General features: G+C 59.7%; 24 protein-coding genes and 2 tRNA genes. 5 read left to right on the top strand and 21 right to left on the bottom strand.

Annotated elements, in window-relative coordinates; all coding sequences use genetic code 11:
* Position 1: 1 nt before the first annotated feature.
* From rbfA to rlmE, 12 genes are all read right to left on the bottom strand, one after another.
* A complete protein-coding gene (rbfA, locus tag AC3WR3_RS07895; protein ID WP_005326642.1) occupies positions 2 to 436 on the bottom strand; it encodes a 30S ribosome-binding factor RbfA in 435 nt (144 codons plus the stop codon).
* Positions 437 to 491: 55 nt separating this feature from the next.
* Entirely contained in the window at positions 492 to 3,185 is a 2,694-nt protein-coding gene (gene infB, locus AC3WR3_RS07890) for a translation initiation factor IF-2 (protein ID WP_139437351.1), read from the bottom strand.
* A 20-nt stretch (positions 3,186 to 3,205) separates the two neighbouring features.
* The gene (gene nusA, locus AC3WR3_RS07885; protein ID WP_042648795.1) at positions 3,206 to 4,708 is read right to left on the bottom strand and encodes a transcription termination factor NusA; all 1,503 of its coding nucleotides are present in this window, start codon (positions 4,706 to 4,708) and stop codon (positions 3,206 to 3,208) included.
* A gap of 14 nt (positions 4,709 to 4,722) precedes the next feature.
* Positions 4,723 to 5,181: a ribosome maturation factor RimP gene (gene rimP, locus AC3WR3_RS07880; protein WP_025326064.1), complete on the bottom strand. Its 459-nt coding sequence runs from the start codon at positions 5,179 to 5,181 to the stop codon at positions 4,723 to 4,725.
* A gap of 166 nt (positions 5,182 to 5,347) precedes the next feature.
* A tRNA-Met gene (locus AC3WR3_RS07875) sits at positions 5,348 to 5,424 on the bottom strand.
* Between the two features lie 91 nt (positions 5,425 to 5,515).
* Positions 5,516 to 5,600 (bottom strand) — tRNA-Leu (locus AC3WR3_RS07870).
* Between the two features lie 9 nt (positions 5,601 to 5,609).
* The gene (secG, locus tag AC3WR3_RS07865) at positions 5,610 to 5,936 is read right to left on the bottom strand and encodes a preprotein translocase subunit SecG (RefSeq protein WP_025326063.1); all 327 of its coding nucleotides are present in this window, start codon (positions 5,934 to 5,936) and stop codon (positions 5,610 to 5,612) included.
* Complete coding sequence (gene tpiA / locus AC3WR3_RS07860; protein WP_042648793.1) at positions 5,937 to 6,701, bottom strand: triose-phosphate isomerase; 765 nt, start codon at positions 6,699 to 6,701, stop codon at positions 5,937 to 5,939.
* Positions 6,702 to 6,832: 131 nt separating this feature from the next.
* Entirely contained in the window at positions 6,833 to 8,167 is a 1,335-nt protein-coding gene (glmM, locus tag AC3WR3_RS07855; RefSeq protein WP_202046528.1) for a phosphoglucosamine mutase, read from the bottom strand.
* Between the two features lie 17 nt (positions 8,168 to 8,184).
* Positions 8,185 to 9,030 (bottom strand): dihydropteroate synthase, encoded by an 846-nt coding sequence (gene folP, locus AC3WR3_RS07850; protein WP_492291585.1) that lies wholly within the window; start codon positions 9,028 to 9,030, stop codon positions 8,185 to 8,187.
* Positions 9,031 to 9,114: 84 nt separating this feature from the next.
* A complete protein-coding gene (ftsH, locus tag AC3WR3_RS07845; RefSeq protein WP_202046530.1) occupies positions 9,115 to 11,067 on the bottom strand; it encodes an ATP-dependent zinc metalloprotease FtsH in 1,953 nt (650 codons plus the stop codon).
* A gap of 45 nt (positions 11,068 to 11,112) precedes the next feature.
* Positions 11,113 to 11,742 carry a 23S rRNA (uridine(2552)-2'-O)-methyltransferase RlmE gene (rlmE, locus tag AC3WR3_RS07840; RefSeq protein WP_025326058.1) on the bottom strand — a complete coding sequence of 210 codons (630 nt, stop codon included), beginning with the start codon at positions 11,740 to 11,742 and terminating at the stop codon, positions 11,113 to 11,115.
* A 97-nt stretch (positions 11,743 to 11,839) separates the two neighbouring features.
* Here rlmE and yhbY point away from each other — a divergent pair, with 97 nt between their 5' ends.
* Positions 11,840 to 12,136, top strand: a complete 297-nt coding sequence (gene yhbY, locus AC3WR3_RS07835; RefSeq protein ID WP_025326057.1) for a ribosome assembly RNA-binding protein YhbY — start codon at positions 11,840 to 11,842, stop codon at positions 12,134 to 12,136.
* Between the two features lie 105 nt (positions 12,137 to 12,241).
* A complete protein-coding gene (locus AC3WR3_RS07830; protein WP_139437345.1) occupies positions 12,242 to 12,835 on the top strand; it encodes a PilZ domain-containing protein in 594 nt (197 codons plus the stop codon).
* A gap of 49 nt (positions 12,836 to 12,884) precedes the next feature.
* Here the strand turns inward: AC3WR3_RS07830 and greA are convergent, their stop codons facing one another.
* The 3 genes from greA to pomA form a co-directional block, all read right to left on the bottom strand.
* The gene (gene greA / locus AC3WR3_RS07825; RefSeq protein ID WP_139437343.1) at positions 12,885 to 13,361 is read right to left on the bottom strand and encodes a transcription elongation factor GreA; all 477 of its coding nucleotides are present in this window, start codon (positions 13,359 to 13,361) and stop codon (positions 12,885 to 12,887) included.
* Positions 13,362 to 13,506: 145 nt separating this feature from the next.
* On the bottom strand, positions 13,507 to 14,400 hold the full coding sequence (locus tag AC3WR3_RS07820) for a flagellar motor protein MotB (protein WP_139437341.1): 894 nt from the start codon (positions 14,398 to 14,400) through the stop codon (positions 13,507 to 13,509).
* An 8-nt stretch (positions 14,401 to 14,408) separates the two neighbouring features.
* A complete protein-coding gene (pomA, locus tag AC3WR3_RS07815) occupies positions 14,409 to 15,167 on the bottom strand; it encodes a flagellar motor protein PomA (RefSeq protein WP_139437339.1) in 759 nt (252 codons plus the stop codon).
* Positions 15,168 to 15,401: 234 nt separating this feature from the next.
* On the opposite strand from pomA, the gene xseB reads away from it, so the two are divergent.
* The 3 genes from xseB to dxs are packed head-to-tail and all read left to right on the top strand — an operon-like array spanning position 15,402 to position 18,431.
* Positions 15,402 to 15,653, top strand: a complete 252-nt coding sequence (gene xseB, locus AC3WR3_RS07810) for an exodeoxyribonuclease VII small subunit (protein WP_025326041.1) — start codon at positions 15,402 to 15,404, stop codon at positions 15,651 to 15,653.
* Complete coding sequence (gene ispA, locus AC3WR3_RS07805; protein WP_319912706.1) at positions 15,654 to 16,544, top strand: (2E,6E)-farnesyl diphosphate synthase; 891 nt, start codon at positions 15,654 to 15,656, stop codon at positions 16,542 to 16,544.
* Between the two features lie 21 nt (positions 16,545 to 16,565).
* Complete coding sequence (gene dxs, locus AC3WR3_RS07800) at positions 16,566 to 18,431, top strand: 1-deoxy-D-xylulose-5-phosphate synthase (RefSeq protein ID WP_492291584.1); 1,866 nt, start codon at positions 16,566 to 16,568, stop codon at positions 18,429 to 18,431.
* Between the two features lie 227 nt (positions 18,432 to 18,658).
* Here the strand turns inward: dxs and AC3WR3_RS07795 are convergent, their stop codons facing one another.
* The 6 genes from AC3WR3_RS07795 to thiL all read right to left on the bottom strand — a co-directional run bounded on the left by AC3WR3_RS07795 (position 18,659) and on the right by thiL (position 26,130).
* On the bottom strand, positions 18,659 to 19,600 hold the full coding sequence (locus tag AC3WR3_RS07795; protein WP_025326038.1) for an ABC transporter permease: 942 nt from the start codon (positions 19,598 to 19,600) through the stop codon (positions 18,659 to 18,661).
* 3 nt (positions 19,601 to 19,603) lie between these two features.
* Complete coding sequence (locus AC3WR3_RS07790; protein WP_202046534.1) at positions 19,604 to 20,578, bottom strand: ABC transporter permease; 975 nt, start codon at positions 20,576 to 20,578, stop codon at positions 19,604 to 19,606.
* Between the two features lie 95 nt (positions 20,579 to 20,673).
* Positions 20,674 to 22,230: an ABC transporter substrate-binding protein gene (locus AC3WR3_RS07785; RefSeq protein WP_106887629.1), complete on the bottom strand. Its 1,557-nt coding sequence runs from the start codon at positions 22,228 to 22,230 to the stop codon at positions 20,674 to 20,676.
* A 58-nt stretch (positions 22,231 to 22,288) separates the two neighbouring features.
* Positions 22,289 to 24,013, bottom strand: a complete 1,725-nt coding sequence (locus tag AC3WR3_RS07780; protein ID WP_139437331.1) for a dipeptide ABC transporter ATP-binding protein — start codon at positions 24,011 to 24,013, stop codon at positions 22,289 to 22,291.
* Positions 24,014 to 24,685: 672 nt separating this feature from the next.
* The gene (locus AC3WR3_RS07775) at positions 24,686 to 25,174 is read right to left on the bottom strand and encodes a phosphatidylglycerophosphatase A family protein (protein WP_454009583.1); all 489 of its coding nucleotides are present in this window, start codon (positions 25,172 to 25,174) and stop codon (positions 24,686 to 24,688) included.
* The gene (thiL, locus tag AC3WR3_RS07770) at positions 25,171 to 26,130 is read right to left on the bottom strand and encodes a thiamine-phosphate kinase (RefSeq protein WP_492291583.1); all 960 of its coding nucleotides are present in this window, start codon (positions 26,128 to 26,130) and stop codon (positions 25,171 to 25,173) included. The genes AC3WR3_RS07775 and thiL overlap by 4 nt, the downstream gene beginning before the upstream one ends.
* Positions 26,131 to 26,154 lie beyond the last annotated feature (24 nt).

The following is a 26,154-nucleotide window of genomic DNA, read 5'->3' as shown; positions in this document are numbered from 1 at the left end:
CTCAGGCTTTGTCCTCAGTAGTATCATCCGGTGCGGCTTCGTCTTCTTCACGACCGGCTTCGGTCATGCGACGCTTGTCTTCACGCACAGTGTTGGTCACCAGGTTGGAGAGGCGCATCCCCTCGACCAGGGTCTGGTCGTAGTAGAAGCGCAGCTCCGGCACCACCCGCAGACGCATGGCGCTGCCAAGCAGGCTGCGAATGTAACCGGCTGCCTCGGTCAGGCCCTTGAGCCCTTCCGCGATGCGCTCGGCGTCATTCTCCAGCTGCAAGAAGGTGACGTAAATCTTGGCATAGTTGAGGTCCTTGGACACTTCCACGTCGGAGACGGTCACCATGCCGATGCGCGGGTCTTTCACCTCGCGCTGCAGGATCAGCGCGATTTCACGCTGGATCTGCTGCCCGACCCGACGGGTCCGGCTGAATTCTCTGGCCATATTCTATCCTGCGATAAAAGGGGGCCGCAGCCCCCTATTTGTTCTAACGCTCGGCTTACAGAGTCCGCTGAATTTCAATGGTCTCGTAAACTTCGATCTGGTCGCCTTCGCGCACGTCGTTGTAGTTCTTGACCGCGATACCACACTCGTAACCGTTGCGGACCTCGTTGACGTCATCCTTGAAGCGACGCAGGGATTCCAGCTCGCCTTCATAGATAACCACGTTGTCACGCAGAACGCGAATACGGTTGGAACGCTTGACCACACCTTCGGTGACCATACAGCCGGCAACGGCGCCGAACTTCGGTGACTTGAAGACGCTACGGACTTCAGCCAGACCGATGATCTCCTGACGATACTCAGGGGCCAGCTTGCCGCTCATGGCCTGCTTCACTTCGTCGATCAGGTCATAGATGACGGAGTAGTAACGCAGATCCAGGCTCTCGGATTCGATGACCTTGCGCGCAGAAGCGTCGGCACGGACGTTGAAGCCCACCAGGATGGCGCTGGAAGCAGCCGCCAGGGTAGCGTCGGTTTCGGTGATACCACCGACCCCGGAACCCACGATCTTGACCTTGACTTCGTCGGTGGAGAGCTTGACCAGCGCATCGCAGATCGCTTCCACAGAACCCTGTACGTCGGCCTTGATCACCACGTTCACTTCGGACACTTCGCCCTCGGTCATGTTGGCGAACATGTTTTCCAGCTTGGCCTTCTGCTGGCGAGCCAGCTTGACTTCGCGGAACTTGCCCTGACGATAGAGAGCCACTTCACGGGCCTTCTTCTCATCACGCACGACGGTGGCTTCGTCACCGGCAGAGGGAACACCGGACAGACCCAGGATTTCCACCGGCAGGGACGGACCCGCTTCCTTGATCTCGCGACCCAGTTCGTCACGCATGGCGCGAACACGGCCGTATTCGAGACCACAGAGCACGATGTCACCCTGACGCAGGGTACCTTCTTGTACCAGTACGGTGGCAACCGGGCCACGCCCCTTGTCCAGGAAGGATTCGATCACGACGCCGTTGGCCATGCCATCGACGACCGCTTTCAGCTCCAGCACTTCGGACTGGATCAGGATGGCTTCCAGCAGCTCGTCGATGCCTTCGCCGGATTTGGCGGAGACGTGGACGAACTGGCAATCGCCACCCCAGTCTTCGGACATGACGTTGTAACGGGCCAGCTCGGTCTTGACGCGATCCGGATCCGCTTCAGGCTTGTCGATCTTGTTGACCGCCACCACCAGGGGCACTTCTGCCGCCTTGGCGTGCTGGATGGCTTCGATGGTCTGCGGCATGACGCCGTCATCGGCAGCAACCACCAGAACCACGATATCGGTCGCCTTGGCACCACGAGCACGCATGGAGGTAAACGCGGCGTGACCCGGGGTATCCAGGAAGGTGATCATGCCACTGTCGGTCTCGACGTGGTAGGCACCGATATGCTGGGTAATGCCACCGGCTTCGCCTGCGGCGACCTTGGCCTTACGGATGTAGTCCAGCAGCGAGGTCTTGCCGTGGTCGACGTGACCCATGATGGTCACGACAGGGGCACGCGGCTTGGCTTCGGAGGTCTCGTCACGATCGGACAGTACCGCCTCTTCCAGCTCGTTCTCGCGGCGCAGCACCACCTTGTGACCCATCTCCTCGGCGACCAGCTGAGCGGTCTCCTGATCGATCACCTGGTTGATGGTGGCCATGGCCCCCATCTTCATCATCACCTTGATGACTTCGACGCCCTTGACGGCCATCTTGTTGGCCAGCTCGGCCACAGTGATGGTCTCGCCGATGACGACGTCACGGTTCACCACGGCAGCCGGCTTGTTGAAGCCGTGCTTCATGGCGTTCGGCATGGCCATCTTGCCACGCTTGCCTTTACGGGCGCGGGGGTTGCGGGAGTCACGGTCGTCTTCGCGGCGAGTGGCCTTTTTCGGGGCCTTGGCAGCGGCAGCCGTGCGACGGCTGGTCTCTTCCTTACGATCCAACTCATCTTCGGCCGCTTGCGCGTGCTTGTTGGTGGTCAGATGGTAATCGCTGCTCTCTTTGGCGCGAGCGGCCTCTTCCTCGGCCCAACGGGCCGCATTCTGTTCCGCCATGACACGAGCCTCTTCGGCTTTCTTCGCGGCGAGTTCTTCAGCTTTTTGCAAAGCTGTCTGTTCCTGTTGGCGCTTCAGTTCTTCTGCTTCGCGCTTGGCCATCTTTTCTGCCTCTTGCTGAGCTGTGCTAGCGGCTACTTTGGCGGGCTGTGGAGCCTGTCGAGCCTTTGATTGTGCCTCGATCCGCGCCTTTTCCTCAGCTTCACGACGAGCCTGCTCAGCCTCACGGCGAGCCTTCTCTTCAGCGTCGAGACGGGCCTTGTTTTCGGCCTCGTGACGAGCTTTTTCTTCTGCTTCCAAACGCGCTTTTTCCTCGGCTTCCGCCTGACGCTGTTCATCTTCCAGCGCCGAGCGTTTTACATAGGTGCGAGTCTTGCGCACTTCAACCTGCACTTCCTTGTTCTTGCCGCCAGTCCCTTGAACACTCAGGGTGCTCTTGGTCTTGCGCTGCAAAGTCATGCGGGCTGGTGCGGTGATCTCGTCACCTCCATGCTGTTTTTTCAAGTGAGCCAGCAGAGTCTGTTTCTCAGACTCGCTGACGAGGTCGTCGGCCTTGCTCTTGCTGATACCGGCATCGACAAACTGCTGGAGAAGACGATCAACCGGCGTGTCGATGTCAGTGGCAAGTTGTTTGACTGATACTTCTGCCATTCATTTTCCTCCGTTTGACCTTATTCAGACTGCTCTTCTCCGAACCAACAGATATTGCGAGCAGCCATAATCAGCTCACCGGCTTTCTCAGCGGTCAGCTCTTCAATGTCGGCAAGGTCGTCGATACCTTGCTCTGCCAAATCTTCCAGGGTGCCGACGCCGCGAGCGGCCAGGGCATACGCCATGTCACGGCCAAGGCCGTTGAGATTGAGCAGTTCTTCGGAAGGCTCTACGCCGTCGAAGGATTCTTCTTTGGCCAGGGCCTTGGTGGTCAGAACATCCTTGGCACGCTTGCGCAGCTCTTCCACCATGTCTTCGTCCAGACCGTCGATGGCCAGCAGCTCATTGACGGGAACGAAGGCGATCTCTTCCAGGGTGGAGAAACCTTCTTCCATCAGCAGACCGGCGAAATCGTCGTCGATGTCCAGCGCTGTGGTGAACAGGGTCAGGATGCGGTCGTTCTCGGCCTGGTGCTTGGCACGCATGTCCTCGACGGTCATGACGTTCAGTTCCCAACCGGTCAGCTGGGAGGCCAGACGCACGTTCTGACCGTTGCGACCGATGGCCTGGGCCAGGTTGGCGGCTTCCACGGCGATGTCCATGGTGTGGTTGTCTTCATCGACGATGATGGAGGCCACATCGGCAGGCGCCATGGCATTGATCACGTATTGGGCCGGGTTGTCATCGTACAGCACGATGTCGGCACGCTCACCGCTCAGCTCGGCGGAGACCGCCTGAACGCGGGCGCCGCGCATGCCGATACAGGCACCGATCGGGTCGATACGACGATCGTTGGTCTTGACCGCGATCTTGGCGCGGGAACCCGGATCACGGGCGGCGCCCATGATTTCGATCATCTCTTCGCCGATTTCCGGCACTTCGATGCGGAACAGCTCTTTCAGGAAATCCGGGCTGGAGCGGCTGACGAACAGCTGGGAGCCACGGGCTTCCGGACGGACTGCATAGAGCAGGCCACGGATGCGGTCACCGGGACGGAAGGTCTCACGGGGCAGCATGTCGTCGCGGAAGATCACGGCCTCGGCATTGCTGCCCAGATCCAGGATGACGTTGTCGCGGTTGCTCTTCTTGACCACGCCGCTGATGATGGTGCCTTCCTTGTCCTTGAACTGGTCAACGACTTGGGAACGCTCGGCCTCGCGCACTTTCTGCACGATGACCTGCTTGGCGGTCTGGGTGGTGATGCGGTCGAAGGTGACAGAGTCAATCTGGTCTTCAACATAGTCGCCGATCTGGATATCCGGCTGCTCGATCTGAGCGGCTTCGAGGGTGATTTCCCCGTACGGGTTCTCCATGGAAGCCTGATCGGCCACCACGACCCAACGGCGATAGGTGTCGTAGTCACCGGTCTTGCGATCGATCTCGACCCGAACTTCAATCTCGCCTTCGTATTTTTTCTTGGTCGCAGTCGCCAGCGCAGTCTCCAGAGCCTGGAAAATCTTCTCGCGGGGGACAGCCTTCTCGTTGGACACAGCGTCAACGACCAGCAAAATCTCTTTATTCATATCCGATAGCCTCGTTAACCAAAGTTCGGCACTATGTTCGCTTTTTGGATATTGGTGAAAGCCAACACCTCGTCCTTACCATCTACTGTCAGGGTGATCATGTCCCCCTGCACAGCTTTGATTACGCCTTTGAACTTGCGGCGGTTGTTTGTTGCCATCCGAAGCGAAACCGCCGCCTCCTGGCCAACGTATTTTTCGAACTGGGCAACCTTGAACAGCGGACGATCCAGGCCCGGGGAGGACACCTCGAGGTAATACTCCTCGGTGATGGGATCTTCGACGTCCATGATGGCGCCAACCTGGCGGCTCACCTCGGCACAGTCTTCCACCGTCACGCCTTGCTCCGAGTCGATGAAGACGCGCAAGGTCGAGTGCTTACCCGCACGGATAAACTCGACACCCCAAAGTTCAAAACCCAAGGCAACGACCGGAGCCTCGAGCAGATCGGTCAAACGTTGTTCCAACGTAGCCAAAGTCACCCTCCGAAAAACAAAAAAAGGGCATATAGCCCAGATAGAGATCGATTCAGAGTAAATCGCACATAACAAAAAGCCCCGATGTCAAATCGGGGCTTGGCGCTTTACCCTGATTGTCGCCTCGCAGCGACCGCCTTCCTGAGCGTAGGAAATGCGTGAAATTTGGTTGCGGGGGCCGGATTTGAACCGACGACCTTCGGGTTATGAGCCCGACGAGCTACCATGCTGCTCCACCCCGCGTCCGAAATCGTGCGAGATTATAGCCACTTCATTCTCATCACACAAGACTGACTGGCTATAACTTCCCGGTTACCCGGGTTCACTGCTTAATTGGTGCCGTGGGCGGGACTCGAACCCGCACACCCTAGAGCACTACCCCCTCAAGATAGCGTGTCTACCAATTCCACCACCACGGCAAAAACTCTTTACTCGGGAACGTCAGTATCTTTCTTCACTGGCGCTTTGGTCTGCTCAACTTGCTGAGTCTGTTGCAGATTTTCCCATTCGCTACCCTGTTTTACCTTGTTGCTTGACATGGAGCCAAGCACCAGGCTGATCAAAAAGAACAGAGTGGCCAAAATTGCAGTTGTGCGGGTCAGGAAACTGCCTGAACCACCGGAGCCGAATACGGTATTCGATGCCCCTGCGCCGAAGGAGGCGCCCATATCAGCCCCTTTACCTTGCTGAATCATCACCAGACCGATTAGAGCCAGTGACACCAGCAGATAAACGACTAAAAGAATCTCGTACATTTAACTTGCACCCTTTGCCGCTTCAACAATTCCTAAAAACGCATCGCTGTCGAGGCTTGCTCCACCTATCAGTCCGCCATCAATGTCGGGCTGGGCAAACAAATCTCTCGCGTTGGTCGGCGTCACGCTCCCACCATAGATGATTCTGACTTTCTCACCTATTACCGGAGTATCCTCCGCCAAGCGACCACGTATAAAGGAATGAACCTCTTGTGCCTGCTCGGGTGTGGCGCATTTACCTGTACCTACAGCCCAAATCGGCTCGTAGGCGATGATAGCATTATCGAAAGCCATCGCGCCATTTTTCTCTATGACGATATCCAGCTCTTCGGCGATCACCTCGAAGGTTCTTCTCGCCTGTCTCGCCGCACCTGACTCCCCCAGACAAAGGATGGGAATCAAACCTGCCGCTCTGACTGCCGCAAACTTCTCTGCGACGATAAAGCTGGTCTCACCAAAGAGACGCCTGCGCTCGGAGTGACCGACCAGTACGTATCGGCACCCTGCCTCGACCAGCATCTCACACGAGACTTCACCCGTATAAGCGCCCTGTCTGTGCTGGCTCACATTCTGAGCCCCCAACCTTATCACCTTCTGCTCATCGAGCAGTCGTGCGGTAAAGTCGAGATGCACATGGGAAGGGCAGAGAACAACGTCTACATCATCACCAACACCCTTCAGGCATTGACTCGTAAACTGCTCTAACTGCGACCTACTACCGTGTAACTTCCAGTTGGCGGCTACAAACGGCTTGCGATGTCCCATCGGCAACTCCCTTGCGAAAGCGGGGCTGATAATATCCAGAGGATGATCAGCTGACAAGTGCTATTTTCAAATTTTCGAATCGTTTGAACAAGATACAACCAGGACGATTAAAAAACCGCCCTGCTTGCTCATTAAAACGCCGATTCGACCTGTTGGGCGATGCGTTGTGCCATGTCACGCACCTGTTGCTCATGCTCCCCTTCCACCATGACCCGGATCAGGGGCTCGGTGCCGGATTTGCGCAGCAGGACACGGCCACGACCGCCCAGTTCCTGTTCCACCTTGGTCACTTCCTGCTGCACGGCTTCGGCCGCCAGCGGATCCTTGCCCTCGGCAAAACGTACGTTCACCAGCACCTGGGGGAACTTGCTCATGCCGGAGCGCAGCTTGGCCAGCGGCATCTCCGCAGAGCACACCGCCGTCAGCACCTGCAGGGCGGCGACTATGCCATCCCCTGTGGTGGTCTGATCCAGGCAGATGATGTGACCCGAGTTCTCGCCACCGATGCGCCAGCCCTTCTCGTTCATCATCTCGAGCACGTAGCGGTCACCCACCTTGGCACGGGCAAACGGAATACCGAGCGTCTGCAATGCCAGCTCCAGGCCCATGTTGGCCATCAGGGTACCGACCACGCCGCCCTTGAGGCGGCCGTTGCGCAGGGCATCGCGGGCGATGATGTAGAGGATCTCGTCCCCGTCGATGATGTAGCCGGTGCTGTCTACCATCACCAGGCGATCGCCGTCACCGTCGAAGGCAACACCGAGATCGGCCTTGCACTCCAGCACCTTGGCGGCCAGCGCCTCTGGTGCGGTGGAGCCCACCCCATCGTTGATGTTGAGGCCATCCGGGCTGCAACCGATGGCAATCACCTCGGCGCCCAGCTCGCGGAACACCGAGGGGGCTATGTGATAGGTGGCGCCATGGCCGCAATCCACCACCATCTTCACCCCTTCCAGGCTCAGATGGGTGGGGAAGGTGCTCTTGCAGAACTCGATGTAACGGCCGGCGGCATCGTCGATGCGCTGCGCCTTGCCAAGTTCGGCGGACTCCACGCACTTGAGCTCGTGATCCAGTTCGGCCTCGATGGCCAGCTCCACCTCATCGGGCAGCTTGGTGCCGTCGGCGGAGAAGAACTTGATACCGTTGTCGTAATAGGGGTTGTGGGAGGCGCTGATGACGATGCCAGCCTCGGCACGGAAGGTGCGAGTCAGGTAGGCCACCGCCGGCGTCGGCATGGGGCCCATCAGTATGGCCTTGAGGCCCGCAGCGGAGAGGCCCGCTTCCAGCGCCGATTCCAGCATGTAGCCGGAGATCCGGGTGTCCTTGCCTATCAGCACCTTCCTGGTGCCCTTCTTGGAGAGCACCTTGCCGGCGGCCCAGCCCAGCTTCATCACGAAATCCGGGGTGATCGGGTATTCACCCACCTTGCCGCGCACACCGTCTGTGCCGAAGTACTTTCTGGTCATTGTCTGTTCTCGTTATTTTATCTGGATACGAAATCTTGTCCCGTCATGGTCATCCAGCCTATGCGCAGCGCGTCCATGGTGGCTCGCACGTCATGCACCCGGATGATCCTGGCGCCATGTTGCAACCCGATCAGGGCGCAGGCCAGGCTGCCGGCCAGCCGCTCATCAACGGGGCGGCCAAGCAGATTGCCTATCATAGACTTTCGCGACATCCCCACCAAGAGCGGCAGACCGTAATCCAGCAACTTCTGCTGCCCGGCCAGCAACTGATAGTTGTGTGCCACCGTCTTGCCAAAGCCGTAACCCGGATCCAGCAGCAGGTGCCGGCGCGGGATCCCGGCATCCAGGCAAGCGGCTATCCGCTCGTCGAAGAAGGCCCTCACCTCCCCCAGCAAGTCCTCGTAATGAGGTTCCGCTTGCATGGTTCTCGGCTGCCCCTGCATGTGCATCAGGCACACGGGCACGTCAGCCTCTGCCGCGGCAGCCAGGGCTCCGGGTTCGAGCAGGGCCCGCACGTCATTGATGAGGTGGCCCCCTGCCGCGCAGCCCGCCCTCATCACGGCAGCCTTGGAGGTGTCGAGGGAGATCATCACATCCAGCTCCTGCGCCATCCGCTCGACCACGGGGATGACCCTGTCCAGCTCCTCCTGCTCGCTCACGTCGGGGGCGCCGGGGCGGGTCGACTCGCCGCCGATGTCGATGAGGGTGGCCCCCTCCTCCATCATCTGGCGGGCATGGACCAGGGCCAGTTCAAGCTGCTTGAAGCGGCCACCATCGGAGAAGGAGTCCGGCGTCACGTTGAGGATCCCCATGACGTGGGGACGCTCCAGGGAGAGGCTGCGCCCCTTGCTGATTAGTTGCATCTTTACATCTACCTGTCACAAGAAAATCTGGATATCCGCACAAAGAAAAACCCCGGGCAAGCCCGGGGTTTGGATCATGAAAGCTTATTTGGCCGGCACATCGTTCGCCTTGTCGATATCATTGCGCGGTGCGCTGTTGTCATCGGCCTGCGCCTTGACCTCGGGCTCGCTGCTCACGCTGGCGCCGCCTTGCGGGGTGTCACCGTGTTCATCGTGCCAGTTGCTGGGAGCACGTACCTCACGACGAGCCATCAGATCGTCGATCTGCTTGGCATCTATGGTCTCGTACTTCATCAAGGCATCCTTCATGGTGTGCAGCACATCCATGTTGTCCTGCAGGATCTGCTTGGCACGAGCATAGTTGCGATCGATGACCTGCTTGACCTCGGCATCGATGACGCGCGCGGTGTCGTCGGACATGTGCTTGGCCTTGGCCATGCTGCGGCCAAGGAAGACTTCACCGTCTTCTTCGGCATAGAGCATGGGGCCCAGACGCTCGGACATACCCCACTGGGTCACCATCTTGCGGGCGATGTCGGTGGCACGCTCGATGTCGTTGGAGGCACCGGTCGATACCTTCTCGGCACCGTAGATCAGCTCTTCCGCCAGACGACCGCCGTACAGGCTGGAGATCATGGACTCCAGATGCTGCTTGGAGTGGCTCCAGCGATCCTGCTCCGGCAGGTACATGGTCACCCCAAGGGCACGGCCACGGGGAATGATGGAGACCTTGTAGACGGGATCATGATCCGGCACGACCCGACCTATGATGGCATGGCCGGCTTCATGATAAGCCGTCATCTCCTTCTCGGACTCCTTCATCACCATGGAGCGACGTTCCGCCCCCATCATGATCTTGTCCTTGGCCTTCTCGAACTCGTTCATGGACACCACGCGGCGGCTCTCACGGGCGGAGAACAGGGCGGCCTCGTTGACCAGGTTGGCGAGATCGGCACCGGAGAAACCGGGCGTACCACGGGCAATCAGTGCCGGATTGACGTCATCCGCCAACGGAACCTTGCGCATGTGCACCTTCAGGATCTGCTCACGGCCGCGGACATCCGGCAAACCGACCACGACCTGACGGTCGAAGCGACCCGGGCGCAGCAGAGCGGGATCCAGCACGTCTGGACGGTTGGTCGCGGCGATGACGATGACGCCTTCATTGCCTTCGAAACCATCCATCTCGACCAGCATCTGGTTCAGGGTCTGCTCACGCTCATCGTGGCCACCACCCAGACCGGCGCCACGCTGGCGACCGACCGCGTCGATTTCATCGATGAAGATGATGCAGGGAGAGGATTTCTTGGCCTGCTCGAACATGTCGCGCACCCGGGAGGCACCGACACCCACGAACATCTCGACGAAGTCGGAACCCGAGATGGTGAAGAAGGGCACCTTGGCCTCACCCGCGATGGCCTTGGCCAGCAGGGTCTTACCTGTACCGGGGGGACCGACCAGCAGCACGCCGGTGGGGATCTTGCCGCCCAGTTTCTGGAACTTGGTCGGATCGCGCAGATAGTCGACCAGCTCTTTGACCTCTTCCTTTGCCTCGTCACAACCCGCCACGTCGACGAAGGTGGTCTTGATCTGATCTTCACTCATCAGGCGAGCCTTGCTCTTGCCAAACGACATGGCACCCTTGCCACCGCCGCCCTGCATCTGACGCATGAAGAAGACCCAGACACCGATCAGCAACAGCATCGGGAACCAGGAGATGAAGATGGACGTGATCAGAGACGGCTCTTCCGGCTTCTCACCCATCACCTTCACGTTGTGGTTGAGCATGTCGTTGAGCAGTTGGGGATCCGGCGCAGGGATGATGGTGGTGAAACGTTCACCGGTGCGCTTGACGCCATTAATGACCTTGCCATCCATCCGCACTTCACGGATCTGCTCTTGGGTCACTTCTTTCACGAAGCTGGAATAGTCCAGCTGGCGACTGGTGGTATCGCTGGGGCTGAAGCTATTGAACACCGACATCAGCACGACGGCGATGACCAGCCACAGGATTAGGTTTTTCGCCATGTCACTCAAATCAATGACCTCGCAGACTGACAGTTAACGATGAGGGTTAGGGTACTACAGTTTAAAACCGGTAGCCACAATGTAGACTTCTCGTGAACGGGCACGGGAGGAGTCTGGTTTACGAATCTTGACGACAGAGAAAAGTCTACGAATTTCATTGAGATAGGCGTCAAACCCCTCCCCCTGGAATACCTTGACCACGAAACTGCCATTACTGCGCAAGACCTGATTGCACATGTCCAGCGCCAGCTCGATCAGATACATGGAGCGAGCCTGATCCACCTGCTGGGTCCCGCTCATGTTGGGGGCCATGTCAGACATGACCACATCGACCTTGTCCGGGCCAACCCGGGCCAGCAAGGCGGCAAGCACAGTTTCCTCCCGAAAGTCCCCTTGCAGGAAATCGACACCGGCAATGGAATCCATCGGCAGAATATCGCAAGCAATCACTCGTCCCTTTTCACCCACCTGCTCGATGGCGAACTGGGACCAGCCACCGGGGGCAGCCCCCAGATCCACCACCGTCATGCCCGGCTTGAGCAGTTTGTCCTTGCCCTGGATCTCATCGATCTTGAACACGGCGCGGGAACGCAGTCCCAACTTCTGGGCTTTTTTGACGTAATGGTCGTCAAAATGTTCTTTTAACCAGCGGGTTGAACTGGGGGAATGTTTTTTCTGGGTCATGATTGTCGACTTTAAAAAACCACAAGGGTTATTAGTATTAAGGGCTAAGTGGGGGTAGAATACGCCCCTTTCAACCCTGACTTATGAAGAAATTGCCATGATTCTCAACAATAAACAGAAACAGTACCTCAAGGGCCTCGCCCACAGCCTGAAGCCGGTCGTCCTGCTGGGACAACACGGCCTGACCGAAGGGGTGCTGGCCGAGATCGATCTGGCGCTGAACCATCACGAGCTGATCAAGGTTAAGGTGTCGTCTGAAGATCGTGAGATGAAACAGCTGGTGATGGAAGCCATCGTCCGTGAGACAGGCGCCATCAAGGTACAGAGCATGGGCCATGTACTGACCATCTATCGTCAGGCCACAGAACCCAAGATCCAGTTGCCCCGCAAGTAACAGGAAAGAGCGTTCGCTCTTTCCTTCATTTCCCTTCTTCCCAAGTCGCTTGCCAAAATAGTCGCCAGGCCCTTAACCTGCGATGAATACTTGCGGACACCCACTATGGACAAGCATCAGATTCTCACCGACGAGGAGCTGGCCATGCTGCAGGACTTGGGAGACGCCGAGGACATGGCCGCTGGCCAGTTCCTGCGAGGCAACCTGAGTCTTCCCCTACAGAGCCTGTTGCAACGGGCCAGCCCCTTGACGATCGAGGCCCGCATCGCCGGCCACCAACTGCGTTTTCCGCTGCATTGTACCCTGGCGGCGGAAGGCCACACCGAGTTGCGCATCGCCGCCCCCACCATCACTGAGCTGGGCTCCCCTCACCTGCGCGCCTGGCGGCTCGATGAGAAAGCCGTCCTGCATACCAGCGATGCCGAGTATGAGGTGCACAGCCTCTCCCTCGGTGGTCTCATCGTGGCCGGCTTGCCACCGACGCTGGCCAAGGGCGACCGGCTGCACGGCACCCTCGGCATCGAGGGCTTGCCCCCCCTGGCACTGAGCGGCACCCTGATAAGGCATGTCCAGTCCCACCAGAAGCACCATGACTGGGCCATGAAATTCCAGCTGGACAAGGGAGATCAGGAGCAACTGCGGGACTGGCTCTTCCAGCGTCATCAGGACGCCTTCGTCCAGACCTATCAGGGGGACTAAATGCAACAGGGGAGCCGGGGCTCCCCTGTCTGTCTCTGTCAGAACTCAATCAGAGATAGGCGACTTCCAGAATTTCGTATTCCACATCGCCACCCGGCGTCTTGACGATGGCCACGTCGTCCACTTCCTTGCCGATCAGGGCACGGGCAATGGGCGAGTTCACGGAGATCATGTTCTGCTTGATGTCCGCCTCGTCGTCACCCACGATGCGGTACACCACTTCCTCTTCCGTCTCGCTTTTCAGCAGGGTCACGGTCGCACCGAAGATGACGCGGCCATTGTTGGCAATCTTGGTGATATCGATCACCTGGGCATTGGAGAGCTTGCTCTCAATCTCCTGAATGCGGCCTTCACAGAAACCTTGCTGCTCGCGAGCGGCATGGTACTCGGCGTTTTCTTTCAGATCACCATGTTCACGGGCATCAGCAATCGCTTCGATAATCTGGGGACGCAGCTCGCTCTTCAGATAGTCGAGCTCTTGACGCAGCTTTTCAGCGCCGCGAACAGTCATCGGAGTATGATTCATAGTCGAAACCTGGGTTGCTTTATAAAGAGAAGCTGCGGCAATCAAAGAGAGCCGCAGCTATCGGTTCGGATGAGGCATCTTAATATGAAGCCGTCACAAAATCCATGTCAGCCCCTGCGAGCGGGATCGCGCTTCCTGGCTAAAGCTACTTGGGATCCGCCACCCCGATAGGGGCAGATACCGTCGGTTTGCCCTGCATGATGGCGATCTCCACCCGCCGGTTCATGCGCCGGTTCTCCGGGCTGTTGTTCGGCACCAGCGGCTGGGAATCCGCCATGCCCTGCACCACCAGGCGGTTGCCGTCAAAGCCGGGCACCTTGATCATCTGGTGGGCCACCGCCACCGCCCGCTGGGACGAAAGCTCCCAGTTGGACTGGAACAGCTCGTCTTCGGTGGCGACGTCATCGGTATGACCGGAGACGGTGATCTCCCCCGGCACATCCTTGAGCAGGGTCGCGACTTTACGGATCACCGGCCAGAACTGGGGCTGCAGGAAGGCGGAGCCCGCCGGGAACGCCGCCTTCTCGCGGATGCGAATGATGATCTGCTGACCCAGCGCCTCTATCTCGATGGCCCCGTCCTGGATCTGGGCCTGCATCTGCTCGGCCAGCGCCTTTGCCAATTCGTTGGACTGCTGCTGCGCCTTCTGGGCCTGCTGGGCGGTGTCGCCGCCGCTCTGCTGCCCCTCGGTCTTGTCATGGCCTCCCGCCTGATCCGCATCCCCGGGCTGAAAATCCAGCTCGGTCTGGGTCATGTCTATGGTCTGCTGCATGATGGTGTCGATGGGCGTCGGTTCAGGCCGGCCGGGGCGAAACTCCTGGGCGATGACCGAGGTCCCTTTGGGGATGTCTTTCACCTCCAGGATGTTCTGCACCCCGAACGCCTTCTCCATGGAGCCGGCGATCTGCTTGAACTTCTGCACATCCATCTCCGCAAAAGAGAGCAGCAGCACGAAGAAGCACATCAACAGGGACATGAGATCGGCGAAGGTACCCATGTAACCGGGCAGGCCGGGCGGCGGACACTTGCACTTTGCCATGGGGCCTCCTATTCAACCCCGTTGTTGCGTTTGGACTGATTCAAGTAGTTCTGCAGCATGGCCTGGATCACGCGAGGGTTCTGGCCATCCTGAATGCCCATGATGGCGTCGAGGATCAGGGTGCGGCTCAGCTGCTCCTCGCCGCTACGCAGCTCCAGCTTGTCGGCGATGGGGATGGCGATCATGTTGGCCTCGATCGCCCCGTACAGCGTGGTCAGCAAGGCCACCGCCATGGCCGGGCCGATGGACTTGGGATCACTCATGTTCGCCAGCATAGCCACCAGCCCCACTAGCGTACCTATCATCCCCATGGCGGGACCGAGGTCGCCGAGGGAGCGAAACACCTTGACGGCGATGACGTGGCGCTCAGAGGTCAGCTCTATGTCTTTTTCCATCACGGCGCGCACCACGTCGGCGTCATGGCCGTCCACCAGCATGTCGATGCCCTTCTTCATGAAGGGATTGGGGATCTCCGCCGCCTCCAGCGCCAGAAAGCCTCCCTTGCGGGCCGCGTCCGCCAGCTCCACTGCCTTGGCAATCAGATCGTCGAGCTTGTCGCCCTTGTACATGAAGGCCTTGCCCGCAACCTTGAACGCCATCAGGAACTGGCTGAGGTTGAACTTCATCATGCAGATGAAGAGGGAACCCAGTATGGTGATATAGACCGAGGGCATATCCACATACATGCTCATGGGGCCACCCAGCAGCATGCCGTACACCACCACCCCGAATCCCAGCACTATGCCTATCAGACTGCCTAAATCCACATCCCTACTCCTGTCACCGAACTTGCCATCTATTTATATTTTGTTGAATTTTCTGCTATTGCGCCCCTGGCAGCAAGCCCGGCACACCTCAATAACCCATCGGCAGTACATGGATGCCAGCCCCTTTCTATCGGCCGCGGTCAGGATAGTTTGAGGACGGCACACTTTTCTGCCTCCCCCCTGTGCCCGGTCGATGTTAAGATGAGCCGTTTTTTTCAATCCCCGAGGATGGACATGGCCAGTAAAAAAATCGACCGTCTGAGTTTTGATGCCACCCTGGAAGAGCTGGAAACCATAGTGCATCAACTCGAACAGGGGTCGCTCCCCCTCGAGGAGGCACTCAAACAATTCGAACAGGGCATCCATCTGGTGCGGGCCGGCCAGCAGAAGCTGGAGCAGGCCGAGCAGAAGATCCAGATCCTCCTGACCCAGGCCGACGGCAGCGAACAGGCGGTCCCCTTTCGATCAGAGCAAGGAGAGGAGTGAGTGACCCTGGACGATTTCTCCCGCCTGCACCGGCGCCGCATCGACGACTGTCTCTCGGCACAGCTTGAGGCTCTGCCCGCCATGGCGCCGCGCCTGCGGGACGCGATGAAATACGGCCTGCTGCTCGGCGGCAAACGGGTACGCCCCTTCCTGGTCTACGCCGTGGGCGAGATGCTGGGGGTGCCAAGCGAGCGGCTCGACGGCCCTGCCGCCGCGGTGGAGTGCATTCACGCCTACTCCCTGCTGCACGACGATCTGCCCGCCATGGACAACGACGATTTGCGCCGCGGCCAACCGACAGTCCACAAGGCGTTCGATGAAGGCACCGCCATCCTGGCCGGTGATGCCCTGCAGACCCTGGCCTTCTCCATCCTGGCGGATCATCCCCTCCCCGACGCGCTGCTGGCCAACCGGGTACGGATGCTGAGCGCCCTGGCCCGCGCCTCCGGTTATCTAGGCATGTGCGGCGGTCAGGCGCTGGATCTGGAGGCCGAAGGCCGCCGGATAAGCCTCGCCGAGCTGGAGCAGGTGCACCGCCACAAGACGGGCGCACTCATCGAGTGCGCCGTCACCCTGGGGGCCCTGTGCAAGGCCGACGTGGAACCCGCCACCCTGGCCGCGCTGCAAACCTATGCCGCCGCCATCGGGCTCGCCTTCCAGGTGCAGGATGACATCCTCGACATCACGGGCGACACCGCCACCCTGGGCAAGCCGCAAGGCTCGGATCTGGCGCAGGAGAAGAGCACCTATCCGGCCCTGCTCGGTCTCGACCCTGCCCGTGAGCTGGCTCGCGAACTGCATGACAAGGCCTTAACAGCCCTGCAATCCTTGCCCTACAATACCGACATTCTGGAAGCGTTTGCCGATTACATCATCGAGCGAACCCACTAAACGCTGGATAACAGTAACAATATGAGCGTTGATATTAGCGATTTCCCCAACCTGGCCCTCGCGGATACGCCGGTCGAGTTGCGATCCCTGCCCAAAGAGCGGCTGCCCATTCTGTGCGAAGAGCTGCGCGAGTATCTGCTGCGCTCGGTGAGCCGCTCCAGCGGCCACTTCGCCTCCGGCCTCGGCACAGTCGAGCTGACGGTGGCGCTGCACTACGTCTACAACACCCCCTTCGATCGATTGGTGTGGGACGTGGGCCATCAGGCCTATCCCCACAAGATCCTGACCGGTCGGCGCGAGCGCATTCACACCATTCGCCAGAAAGATGGCCTGCACCCCTTCCCCTGGCGGGAAGAGAGCGAGTACGACGTGCTCAGCGTGGGCCACTCCAGCACCTCCATAGGTGCCGCCCTCGGCATGGCGGTTGCCGCCGAGAGCGAGGGGCTGGGCCGCAAGGTGGTGGCCGTCATAGGTGACGGCGCCATCACGGCGGGCATGGCCTTCGAGGCCCTCAACCATGCAGGCGATGTCCACAAGGACATGCTGGTGGTGCTCAATGACAACGAGATGTCCATCTCCGAGAATGTCGGGGCGCTCAACAACCACCTGGCCAGGCTGATGTCCGGCAAGCTCTACACCACCATCCGCGAAGGCGGCAAGAAGGTGTTGGCTGGGCTGCCGCCGGTCAAGGAGCTGGCCAAGCGGGCCGAGGAACACCTCAAGGGCATGGTGGTGCCAGGCACCCTGTTCGAGGAGTTCGGCTTCAACTACATAGGCCCCATCGACGGCCACGACATCCACGCTCTGGTCGAGACCCTGCGCAACATGCGCAACCTCAAGGGTCCCCAGCTGCTGCACGTCAAGACCAAGAAGGGCAAGGGCTACGAGCCCGCAGAGAAAGACCCTATCGGCTATCACGCCGTCCCCAAGTTCAACCCGGACGAGTGCGCCCTGCCCAAGAGCGCCGGCGGCAAGCCGACCTTCTCCGCCATCTTCGGCCAGTGGCTGTGCGACATGGCGGCGAAAGACGAGAAACTGGTCGGCATCACCCCCGCCATGCGCGAGGGCTCCGGCCTGGTCAAGTTCAGCCAGCAGTACCCGGATCGCTACTTCGACGTGGCCATCGCCGAACAACATGCGGTCACCTTCGCCGCCGGCCTCGCCATCGCCGACAAGAAACCCGTGGTCGCCATCTATTCGAGCTTCCTGCAACGGGCCTATGACCAGCTGATCCACGACGTGGCGCTGCAGAACCTGCCGGTGCTGTTCGCCATCGACCGCGCCGGTCTGGTGGGCGCCGATGGCCCCACCCATCAGGGGGCGTTCGACATCAGCTTCCTGCGCACGGTGCCGAACATGGTGGTGATGACGCCGTCCGACGAGAACGAGTGCCGCCAGATGCTCTTCACCGGCTATCAGTGCAACCAGCCTGCTGCGGTGCGCTACCCCCGTGGCAGCGGCTGCGGCAGCGAGATCATGAGCGAGATGCAGGCACTTGAACTCGGCAAGGGCCGGATTGTTCGCCAGGGTAAAGGCACCGCCATACTGGCGTTCGGCACCCTGCTGCATCAGGCCAAGGCCGCCGCCGAGGCGCTGGACGCCACCCTGGTGGACATGCGCTTCGTCAAGCCCATGGACGAGGCGCTGGTGCTCTCCCTTGCCGCCTCCCACGATCAGTTTGTCACTCTCGAGGACAACGCCATCATGGGCGGGGCCGGCTCTGCGGTGAACGAGCTGCTGATGCATGCCAAGCAGTGTAAGCCTGTGCTCAATCTGGGGCTGCCGGATCGCTTCGTGGAGCAAGGCACCCAGGAGGAGATCTATGCCCAGCTGGGGCTGGATGGCGCAGGTATCCAGGCCAGTATCGAGGCCTGGCTGCAGGCCTGATCAGGCACGTTGACGAGCAAATAAAGAAGGGCGCCTGATGGCGCCCTTCTTGTTATCCATTATTTCAAACCTGTGCACACACTGTCGCGAGAAGGGCGTCAGCAAGGTGAAGAGCTGCGCAGGAACCGGAGCGTATAGATATACGTGAGCACTCCTTGATTCCACATAAGCGAGCAGCACATGAGCCTTGATCACGCCCTCGCAGTAAGTGTGAGGACTGGTTTTTATCAGCCCTTGTAGATCTTGGGGTTGAACACATCCCGCAGCCAGTCACCCAAGAGGTTGATGACCAGCACCAGCACCACCAGGCAGATGCCCGGGAAGGCGGTGATCCACCAGGAGCCGGAGAAGATGTAGTTGAAGCCCACGCTGATGAGCGACCCCAGCGACGGCTGATCCACCGGCATGCCCAGCCCCAGGAAGGAGAGTGCCGCCTCGCTCATGATGGCGTTCGCCACCTGCACGGTGGAGATGACCAGGATGGGCGACAGGCAGTTCGGCAGTATGTGGCGGAACATGATGCGCGGGGCACGGAACCCCATCACCTGGGCCGCTTCCACGTACTCCTTCTTCTTCTCCGCCAGCACGGAGGCGCGTACCGTCCGGGCATACTGGGGCCATTCGGCGATGCCGATGATCACCACCAGCATCAGGATGGCGAACTTCGAGTAGAACTCGGAGCCAAAGGTCGCCTGGAAGATGGCGGAGATGATGATGGCCACCATCATGGTGGAGAACGACAGCTGCACGTCGGCAAAGCGCATCAGCAGGTTGTCGATGCGACCACCGAAGTAACCGGCGATAAGGCCGATGACGATGCCGAGCACCAGCTGCAGACCGACGGCGAACAGGCCTATGGTCAACGAGATGCGGGCGCCATAGAGGATGGTGCTCCAGATGTCCCGTCCCTGGTTGTCGGTACCGAGCCAGAAGCGCGCCTCGCCCCCTTCAAGCCAGGAGGGCGGCAGCTCCGCATCCATCAGATCGAAGCTGGTCTGGTCATAGACGTTGTGCGGTGCCAGCCAGGGCGCCAGCAGCGCCGCCAGCACGAACACCACAAACACCGCAAAGCTGAACATGGCTACCTTGTCCCGCAGGAAGTAGTAGACAATGTCAGAGTTCTTGAATCGCGCCCAACGGCTTGGGCTTGCAGTTACAGCGTTAGTCATCTGTTACCCCTTGGCGGTCAGGTTGACGGTCGGGTTGATGAACCCGTAGAGCAGGTCGACCAGGGTATTGGTCACCACGAAGATTAGGCCCACGAAGATGACGTAAGCGGTGATCAGCGGGGTATCGACCCGGTGGATCGCCTCGAGGAACAGGAAGCCCGTCCCCGGCCACTGGAACACGCTCTCGGTCAGTATGGTGTAGGCCACCATGGTGCCGATCTGCACGCCGCCGACGGTGATGACCGGCAGCATGGTGTTCTTCAGGGCGTGCTGGTAGTAGACCTTGTTGTTGTCCAGCCCCTTGGCACGGGCGAACTTCACGTACTCGGAGGAGAGCTGCTCCAGCATCTCGGAGCGTACCAGCCGGATGAACAGCGGCAGCATGATGGAGGAGAGGGACACCGCAGGCAGGATCAGGTGCAGGATGCCGTCCCAGGTAAAGAAGCCCGACTCCCAGCCCAGCAGGTTGTAGGTCTCGCCACGGCCATAGGCCGGCAGCCAGCCGAGCTGGATGGAGAAGAGGTACATCAGCATGATGGCGGTCAGGAAGACCGGGATCGAGATGCCGATGCTGCTCACCGCCATGATGAGCTTGGTCAGGAAACTGCGCGGTCTTATCGCCGAATAAACCCCCAGCGGAATGGAGACTACGACGATGATGAGCGCAGCGGCAAACACCAGCTCAAGGGTAGCCACCAGCTTGTCGAGGATCACCTCGAGGGCCGGTCGCTTGAAGAAATAGGAGGTGCCCAGATCCCCTTGCACCGCGTTCTGCAGGAAGCGGCTGTATTTCACCAAAAAGGGATCGTTGAGGCCCATTTTGTCGCGCAGCTCCTGGCGCACGGACTCGGAGACGGATTGTCCCACCAGCTCGCGCAGCGGATCCCCCAGGTTGTCCTGGATGGAGAAGGCGACCAGGCTGATGACGAACATCACTATCACGGCCTGATAGAACCGTTTCAGCAGGAATGTAAACATGCTTGTCCTTCTACGTGGCCTGTGTCTTGGCACAGGCTTCTGTTAATGGCGGGGCACCCATGGACGCCCCGCCAGGTCCTTCCTTAGCGCTTCACTTACTTGTTGACCACCAGGTCACCCAGGTAAGGGAAGTTCATCACGTTGACCACAGGCTTGATGTCGACGTTCTTCTTGGCACCGTAGGCCAGGTCTTCCCAGTGCAAGGGCACATAGGCAGCGTCGTCGATCAGCATGGCTTCCACCTTCTGCAGGATGGCGGCACGCTTGGCCGGGTCGGTTTCGGTGTTCGCTTCCATCACCATCTTGTCAGCCTCTGCGTTGGCATAACCGCCGCAGTTGTACTGACCCATGCCGGTCTTGGCATCCTTGGTGAAGGTCAGGAACTCGAAGAAGTTCGCACTGTCTTCGGTGTCGGAGTGCCAGCCGATCAACTGCATGTCGGAGGCGCACTTGTCAAACTCGGGCCAGTACTGGGCCACCGGCATGGTCTTCAGATCCACCTTGATGTTGATCTTGGACAGCATGGCGGAGACGGCCTGGGCGATCTTGACGTCGTTGACGTAGCGGGCAGCCGGGGAGATGAAGGTCATCTTGAAGCCCTTCTCGTAACCGGCTTCCTTCATCAGCTCCTTGGCCTTGGCCAGATCATACTGGGGCTTGAGCGCCTCGTTGTAACCGGCATAGCCTTTCGGGCTCAGCTGGCCAGCGGGGGTACCGAAGCCCTTGTTGATCTTGTCGACTATGCCAACCTGGTTGATGGCGTAGTTGATCGCCTGACGCACGCGCTTGTCTTTGAGCGCCGGGTTGGTGTTCTGGTTCAGCTCGATGATGATGGCGCGGGTACCGGACAGGGTCACCAGCTGGGAATCCTTGCCGTTCTTCACGCGCTCCAGATCGTTCGGGGCAACCGGGTAGATCATGTCCACGTCACCACCCAGCAGGGCGGCTACACGGGTCGCGTCTTCCTTGATCGGCACCACGGTCAGGTTCTGGACGTTGCCCTTGGAGGCCTTGTCCCAGTAGTTGGCGTTGCGGGCATACTCCAGCTTCACGCCCTGCTCGCGGAACTTGACGCTGAACGGACCGGTACCGGAAACATGGGTAGAGGCATAGGAGTCGCCGTTCTTGACGATGGCGGCCTTGTCCTTGCCGGCTTCATCCTTGCCGCTGTAGAACTTGGAGTCCATCGGGAAGATGTAGGTGACGGTCTGCAGCACCAGCGGGAACGGCTTGGCGGTGACGAGATCCACGGTGAAGTCATCCACCTTCTTGGCTTCGGCGATGGGGTCGAAAATAGCCTTGAAGTCCGGGGAGGCCTTCAGACGGTTGACTGTCCATACCACGTCATCGGCGGTGAAGTCGTTGCCGGAGTGGAACTTGACCCCCTTGCGCAGGTGGAAACGGACGGTCTTGTCGTCGATGCGCTCATACTTCTCGGCCAGACGCGGCTCGAATTGCAGATCCTGGGTGTAACGCATCAGGGGATCGAACACCAGGTGAGACATCTCCAGGGTCTGACCGGAGAGCTGCTCCTGCGGGTCCAGCGAGGTGGCGTCAGAGGCGACGGCAACCTTGATGTCGGCGGCAGAAACGTTGAACGCGAGACCAGCGGCGAACAGCGCCATGGCGATCTTGGATAATCCTTTCTTCATGTCTTTCTCCATGCTTTTGGCTTTTTATTGACAGACAAACCGGCGAACCGGTGCTTTCCTAGCTTGCGATTTCCAGCCCCTCGCGGGACATTCCCTTAAATTCCGGCATGAGGGAGATCAGCTTGCGGCTGTACTCATGCTCGGCATTGGTAAACAGTTTTTCGGTCTCCGCGACCTCCACCAGGTGGCCGTGCTGCATCACGCCGATGCGGTCGCACATCTGGCGGATGACCGGCAGATCGTGGCTGATGAACAGCATGGTCAGCCCAAGCTCCTGCTGTAAATCCTTGAGCAGGTTGAGGATCTGGGCCTGCACCGAGACATCCAGCGCCGAGGTGGGCTCGTCGCAGATGAGGAAGCGCGGCCGGGTCGCCAGGGCGCGGGCGATGGAGATACGCTGGCGCTGACCACCGGAGAACTCGTGGGGATACTTGACCCCGGCCCCGCGGCCGAGGCCGACGTGATCCAGCAGATCGCTCACTATGCCCTCAATCTGGCTCTCGCTGGTCGCCAGTTTGTGGAAGCGGATCGGCTCGGCGATGATGTCACGCACCTTCATGCGCGGGTTCATCGAGGAGTAAGGGTTCTGGAACACCATCTGCATCTGGCGGCGCAGCGGGCGGCGCTCATGCTCCCCTTTCAGGGCGGTGAGATCGATCCCCTCGAAGAAGATCTTGCCGGTATCGGGCGGATAGAGGCCGGTGATGGCGCGGGCTATGGTGGATTTGCCGGAGCCCGACTCCCCCACCAGACCGAAGGTCTCACCCTCGAAGATCTCGAAGCTGATGTTGTTGCAGGCGCGCACGTATTGGCGACGGCTCGGGAAGATGGAATCCTTGGTGACGAACTTCAGATCCACGTTCTCCACCCGCAGCAGGGCCCCTTCATAGGCGCGCTCGTCCTGACTCTGGCCGAGCCAGTGGGTCTTGAGATCGATGCTGAGATCCGGTGCACCGGCATCCTCTATGTAGGAGACCAGGGGGAAGCGCACCAGCTTCACATCGGAGCGGGGCACCGCCGAGATGAGGCTGCGGGTATAGGGGTGGCTGGGGCGACCCAGCACCTGTTCGGTGGTGCCGAACTCCACCAGATCCCCGCGGTACATGACAGCCACCTTGTCGGTGACGTTGGAGACCACGCCCATGTCGTGGGTCACCAGCATGCAGCCGACCTGACGCTCCTTGCAGAGGTTGCGGATGAGCTGGAGGATCTGATCCTGAATGGAGACGTCCAGCGCCGTGGTCGGCTCATCGGCGATGATGAGCTCGGGATCCCCAGACAGCGCGATGGCGATGACCACCCGCTGGCGCATGCCACCGGAGAACTGGTGCGGGTACTGCTTGATGCGCACTTCCGGCTGCGGGATCCCGACCGCTCCCATCAGCTCGAGCGCCTTGGCAAAGGCGGCCTCGCGATTGAGATCGGTATTGGCCAGTATGGTCTCCACCAGCTGCTGTTCAACGGTGAACAACGGATTGAGGGAGGTCATGGGATCCTGGAAGATGAAGCCGATACGGGAGCCACGGATGGCCCGCATCTCGTTCTGGCTCTTGCCGGAGATGAGTTCGCCGTTGAGGTAGATATCGCCACGGGCGATGCGACCGGGCGGGCTCAACAGATCGATGACGGCATTGCCTATGGTGGACTTGCCGGCACCTGATTCACCGACCACTCCGACGATCTCGCCTTTTTCCACGGAAAAAGAGAGATCCTTGACCGCGGCCAGCACCCCATAACGGGAGGGGTACTCGATCCGCAAGTTTTTCACTTCGAGCAAGGACATGGTTACCTCTGCGGGGGACATCCGTCCCAAATAATTCGTCCGTAAATCAGCCGCAGATGCTGGTTGTGCCTTGGTACTTAATGTTGAGAGCTTCTCTTGTGCAGTAAACGCTCAATCCATGAGGCAGCCAAACCAGCGATCCGGGCGGGTTTTTTGCATTTTTTTGGAATAACCCGCGAGTAAGTTAGTCGGTTTGCCAGCGGGTGTAAATGATCCAGTTATACAATTTCGCAATACTTTGCGCAGATAACGCACTCGCCATTGGCGCAAAATGTCGATAAATATCACATTAACAGAGATTGTGATGGCAATGCGAGAGATTAGCTTATTTAAATTTCAACAAAGATGTAACAAGCAATCGAATCCACTATTCAACGCAGAGTGCGCGGCTTCGAATGAGTAGTGAATATTTATGTGAAATGATTTTTTAACGGCAGCATATCTGGATGAAGGAAAACTAAGCAGAGATAAATAGGGTCAACTCAGAATGATCTGCCAGAGCCCAATTCGCCATCACCGGACAAGGCGGGGGGATTGCATACAAAAAGGCGCAGTCCCATCAAGGAACTGCGCCTGACGCTTAATTGTATGGAAAGAGCGGGCAGACAGACGATGAAACTGCGCGGCAGCGAGGGCCAGGCCCGTCATGACGGCCGTGATCGCCGACCCGCCTTACCAGCGGGCCAGCAACTGCATGCAGAGCAGGGCGAATAGGCCGGCGATGAGATCATCCAGCATGATGCCGAGTCCGCCGTGAATACGGCGATCGAACCAGGAGATGGGCCAGGGCTTGAGCACGTCGAACAGCCGGAACAGCACGAAGCCGGCCAGCACCCACTCCCAGCCGGCGGGGGCCGCTATCATGGTGACGCCGAACCCTATCACCTCGTCCCAGACGATGGCGCCGTGATCCGGCATACCGATGGCATCGGTGGCCGCCTGGCAGATGCGGATACCCGCCACGAACCCCACCGCCAGCAGGGCGATGAACCAGGGGGTCGGCAGACCGCTCACCAGCAGGTAAAGAGGGATAGCGGCGAGCGTCCCCATGGTCCCCGGCGCCCTGGGGGAGAGACCGGCACCAAAGCCCAGCGCCAGCAAGTGGAGCGGGTTCTTCAGGCTCAGGCCTGTCAGCTCGGGCCTTATCTTGAAAAAGCTCATGCGAAGTGATCCCAGCCCTTGAGATGAAGCTCGACCGGCTGCTCACCCTGCACATAGTCGATGCCGGGGTCGCCGGCCTGGATGCGGCCGATGCGGGTGAATCTGACGCCACAGTTGGCCAGCGCCGTGTCCAGGGCACCGTGATGCTCCTGCGGCACGGTGAAGCAGAGCTCGTAGTCATCCCCACCGGCCAGCGCCAGCTGCCAGGCATCCCGTGCGGGCACGGCGTCCTGCAACACGGGCGAGAGCGGCAGCAGGTCGAGATCGATCTGGGCCCGCACGCCGGACGCCTTGAGGATGTGGCCGAGATCGGAAGCCAGGCCGTCGGAGAGATCCAGCGCACTGCTTGCCAACCCGCGCAGGGCTTGTCCTGCCAGAATGCGGGGATGGGGATGATCGAGCCTGGGCAGCACGGCCGCCAGCTGGTTCTCGTTGAGGGTGCGCTTGCCCAGCAGATGGGAAAGGGCCAGGGCCGCATCCCCCAGGGTGCCGGTGACATAGATGCCGTCCCCTACCCTGGCGCCGCTGCGCATCAGGGCACGACCGATCGGTACGGATCCCTTCACCGAGACGGTGATGGAGAGTGGCCCGCGAGTCATGTCCCCCCCCACCAGGGCCACATTGTAATATTCGGCAAGCTCGAGGAACCCTTCCGCAAAGCCCGCAACCCAGGCCTCGTTGACGGCGGGCAGGGTCAGCGCCAGGGAGACCCAGCGCGGCTCTGCCCCCATGGCGGCGAGATCGGAGAGGTTGACCGCCAGCGCCTTGTAGCCCAGATCCACCGGATCCATGTCCGGGAAGAAGTGCACGCCGCTCACCAGGGTATCCGTGCTCACCGCCAGCAGGGTATCGGCAGGCAGGGTCAGCAGGGCACAGTCATCCCCTGGGCCCATCACCACGTCCTTGCGGGCGTGGGGGACCTTGAAGTACTTCTCAATCAGCTCAAATTCACCCATACAGTAAAAAGCCAGCGGTTAGGC

The sequence above is a fragment of the Aeromonas sp. EU05-FHT14A05 genome (assembly GCF_058791175.1).
The sequence above is the reverse complement of the archived record's forward strand: the minus strand, read 5'-3'. Positions and strand labels throughout refer to the sequence as shown.

Coding starts and splice junctions, on each gene's coding strand:
- AC3WR3_RS07820 (WP_139437341.1), bottom strand. CDS start 14,400: ATGGCAAAGTGCAAGTGTCCGCCGCCCGGCCTGCCCGGTTACATGGGT.
- folP (WP_492291585.1), bottom strand. CDS start 9,030: ATGCAACTAATCAGCAAGGGGCGCAGCCTCTCCCTGGAGCGTCCCCAC.
- AC3WR3_RS07790 (WP_202046534.1), bottom strand. CDS start 20,578: ATGTTTACATTCCTGCTGAAACGGTTCTATCAGGCCGTGATAGTGATG.
- secG (WP_025326063.1), bottom strand. CDS start 5,936: ATGTACGAGATTCTTTTAGTCGTTTATCTGCTGGTGTCACTGGCTCTA.
- nusA (WP_042648795.1), bottom strand. CDS start 4,708: ATGAATAAAGAGATTTTGCTGGTCGTTGACGCTGTGTCCAACGAGAAG.
- dxs (WP_492291584.1), top strand. CDS start 16,566: ATGAGCGTTGATATTAGCGATTTCCCCAACCTGGCCCTCGCGGATACG.
- AC3WR3_RS07775 (WP_454009583.1), bottom strand. CDS start 25,174: ATGAGCTTTTTCAAGATAAGGCCCGAGCTGACAGGCCTGAGCCTGAAG.
- glmM (WP_202046528.1), bottom strand. CDS start 8,167: ATGACCAGAAAGTACTTCGGCACAGACGGTGTGCGCGGCAAGGTGGGT.
- thiL (WP_492291583.1), bottom strand. CDS start 26,130: ATGGGTGAATTTGAGCTGATTGAGAAGTACTTCAAGGTCCCCCACGCC.
- rlmE (WP_025326058.1), bottom strand. CDS start 11,742: ATGACCCAGAAAAAACATTCCCCCAGTTCAACCCGCTGGTTAAAAGAA.
- rbfA (WP_005326642.1), bottom strand. CDS start 436: ATGGCCAGAGAATTCAGCCGGACCCGTCGGGTCGGGCAGCAGATCCAG.
- AC3WR3_RS07830 (WP_139437345.1), top strand. CDS start 12,242: ATGGACAAGCATCAGATTCTCACCGACGAGGAGCTGGCCATGCTGCAG.
- AC3WR3_RS07785 (WP_106887629.1), bottom strand. CDS start 22,230: ATGAAGAAAGGATTATCCAAGATCGCCATGGCGCTGTTCGCCGCTGGT.
- infB (WP_139437351.1), bottom strand. CDS start 3,185: ATGGCAGAAGTATCAGTCAAACAACTTGCCACTGACATCGACACGCCG.
- yhbY (WP_025326057.1), top strand. CDS start 11,840: ATGATTCTCAACAATAAACAGAAACAGTACCTCAAGGGCCTCGCCCAC.
- AC3WR3_RS07780 (WP_139437331.1), bottom strand. CDS start 24,013: ATGTCCTTGCTCGAAGTGAAAAACTTGCGGATCGAGTACCCCTCCCGT.
- AC3WR3_RS07795 (WP_025326038.1), bottom strand. CDS start 19,600: ATGACTAACGCTGTAACTGCAAGCCCAAGCCGTTGGGCGCGATTCAAG.
- tpiA (WP_042648793.1), bottom strand. CDS start 6,701: ATGGGACATCGCAAGCCGTTTGTAGCCGCCAACTGGAAGTTACACGGT.
- greA (WP_139437343.1), bottom strand. CDS start 13,361: ATGAATCATACTCCGATGACTGTTCGCGGCGCTGAAAAGCTGCGTCAA.
- xseB (WP_025326041.1), top strand. CDS start 15,402: ATGGCCAGTAAAAAAATCGACCGTCTGAGTTTTGATGCCACCCTGGAA.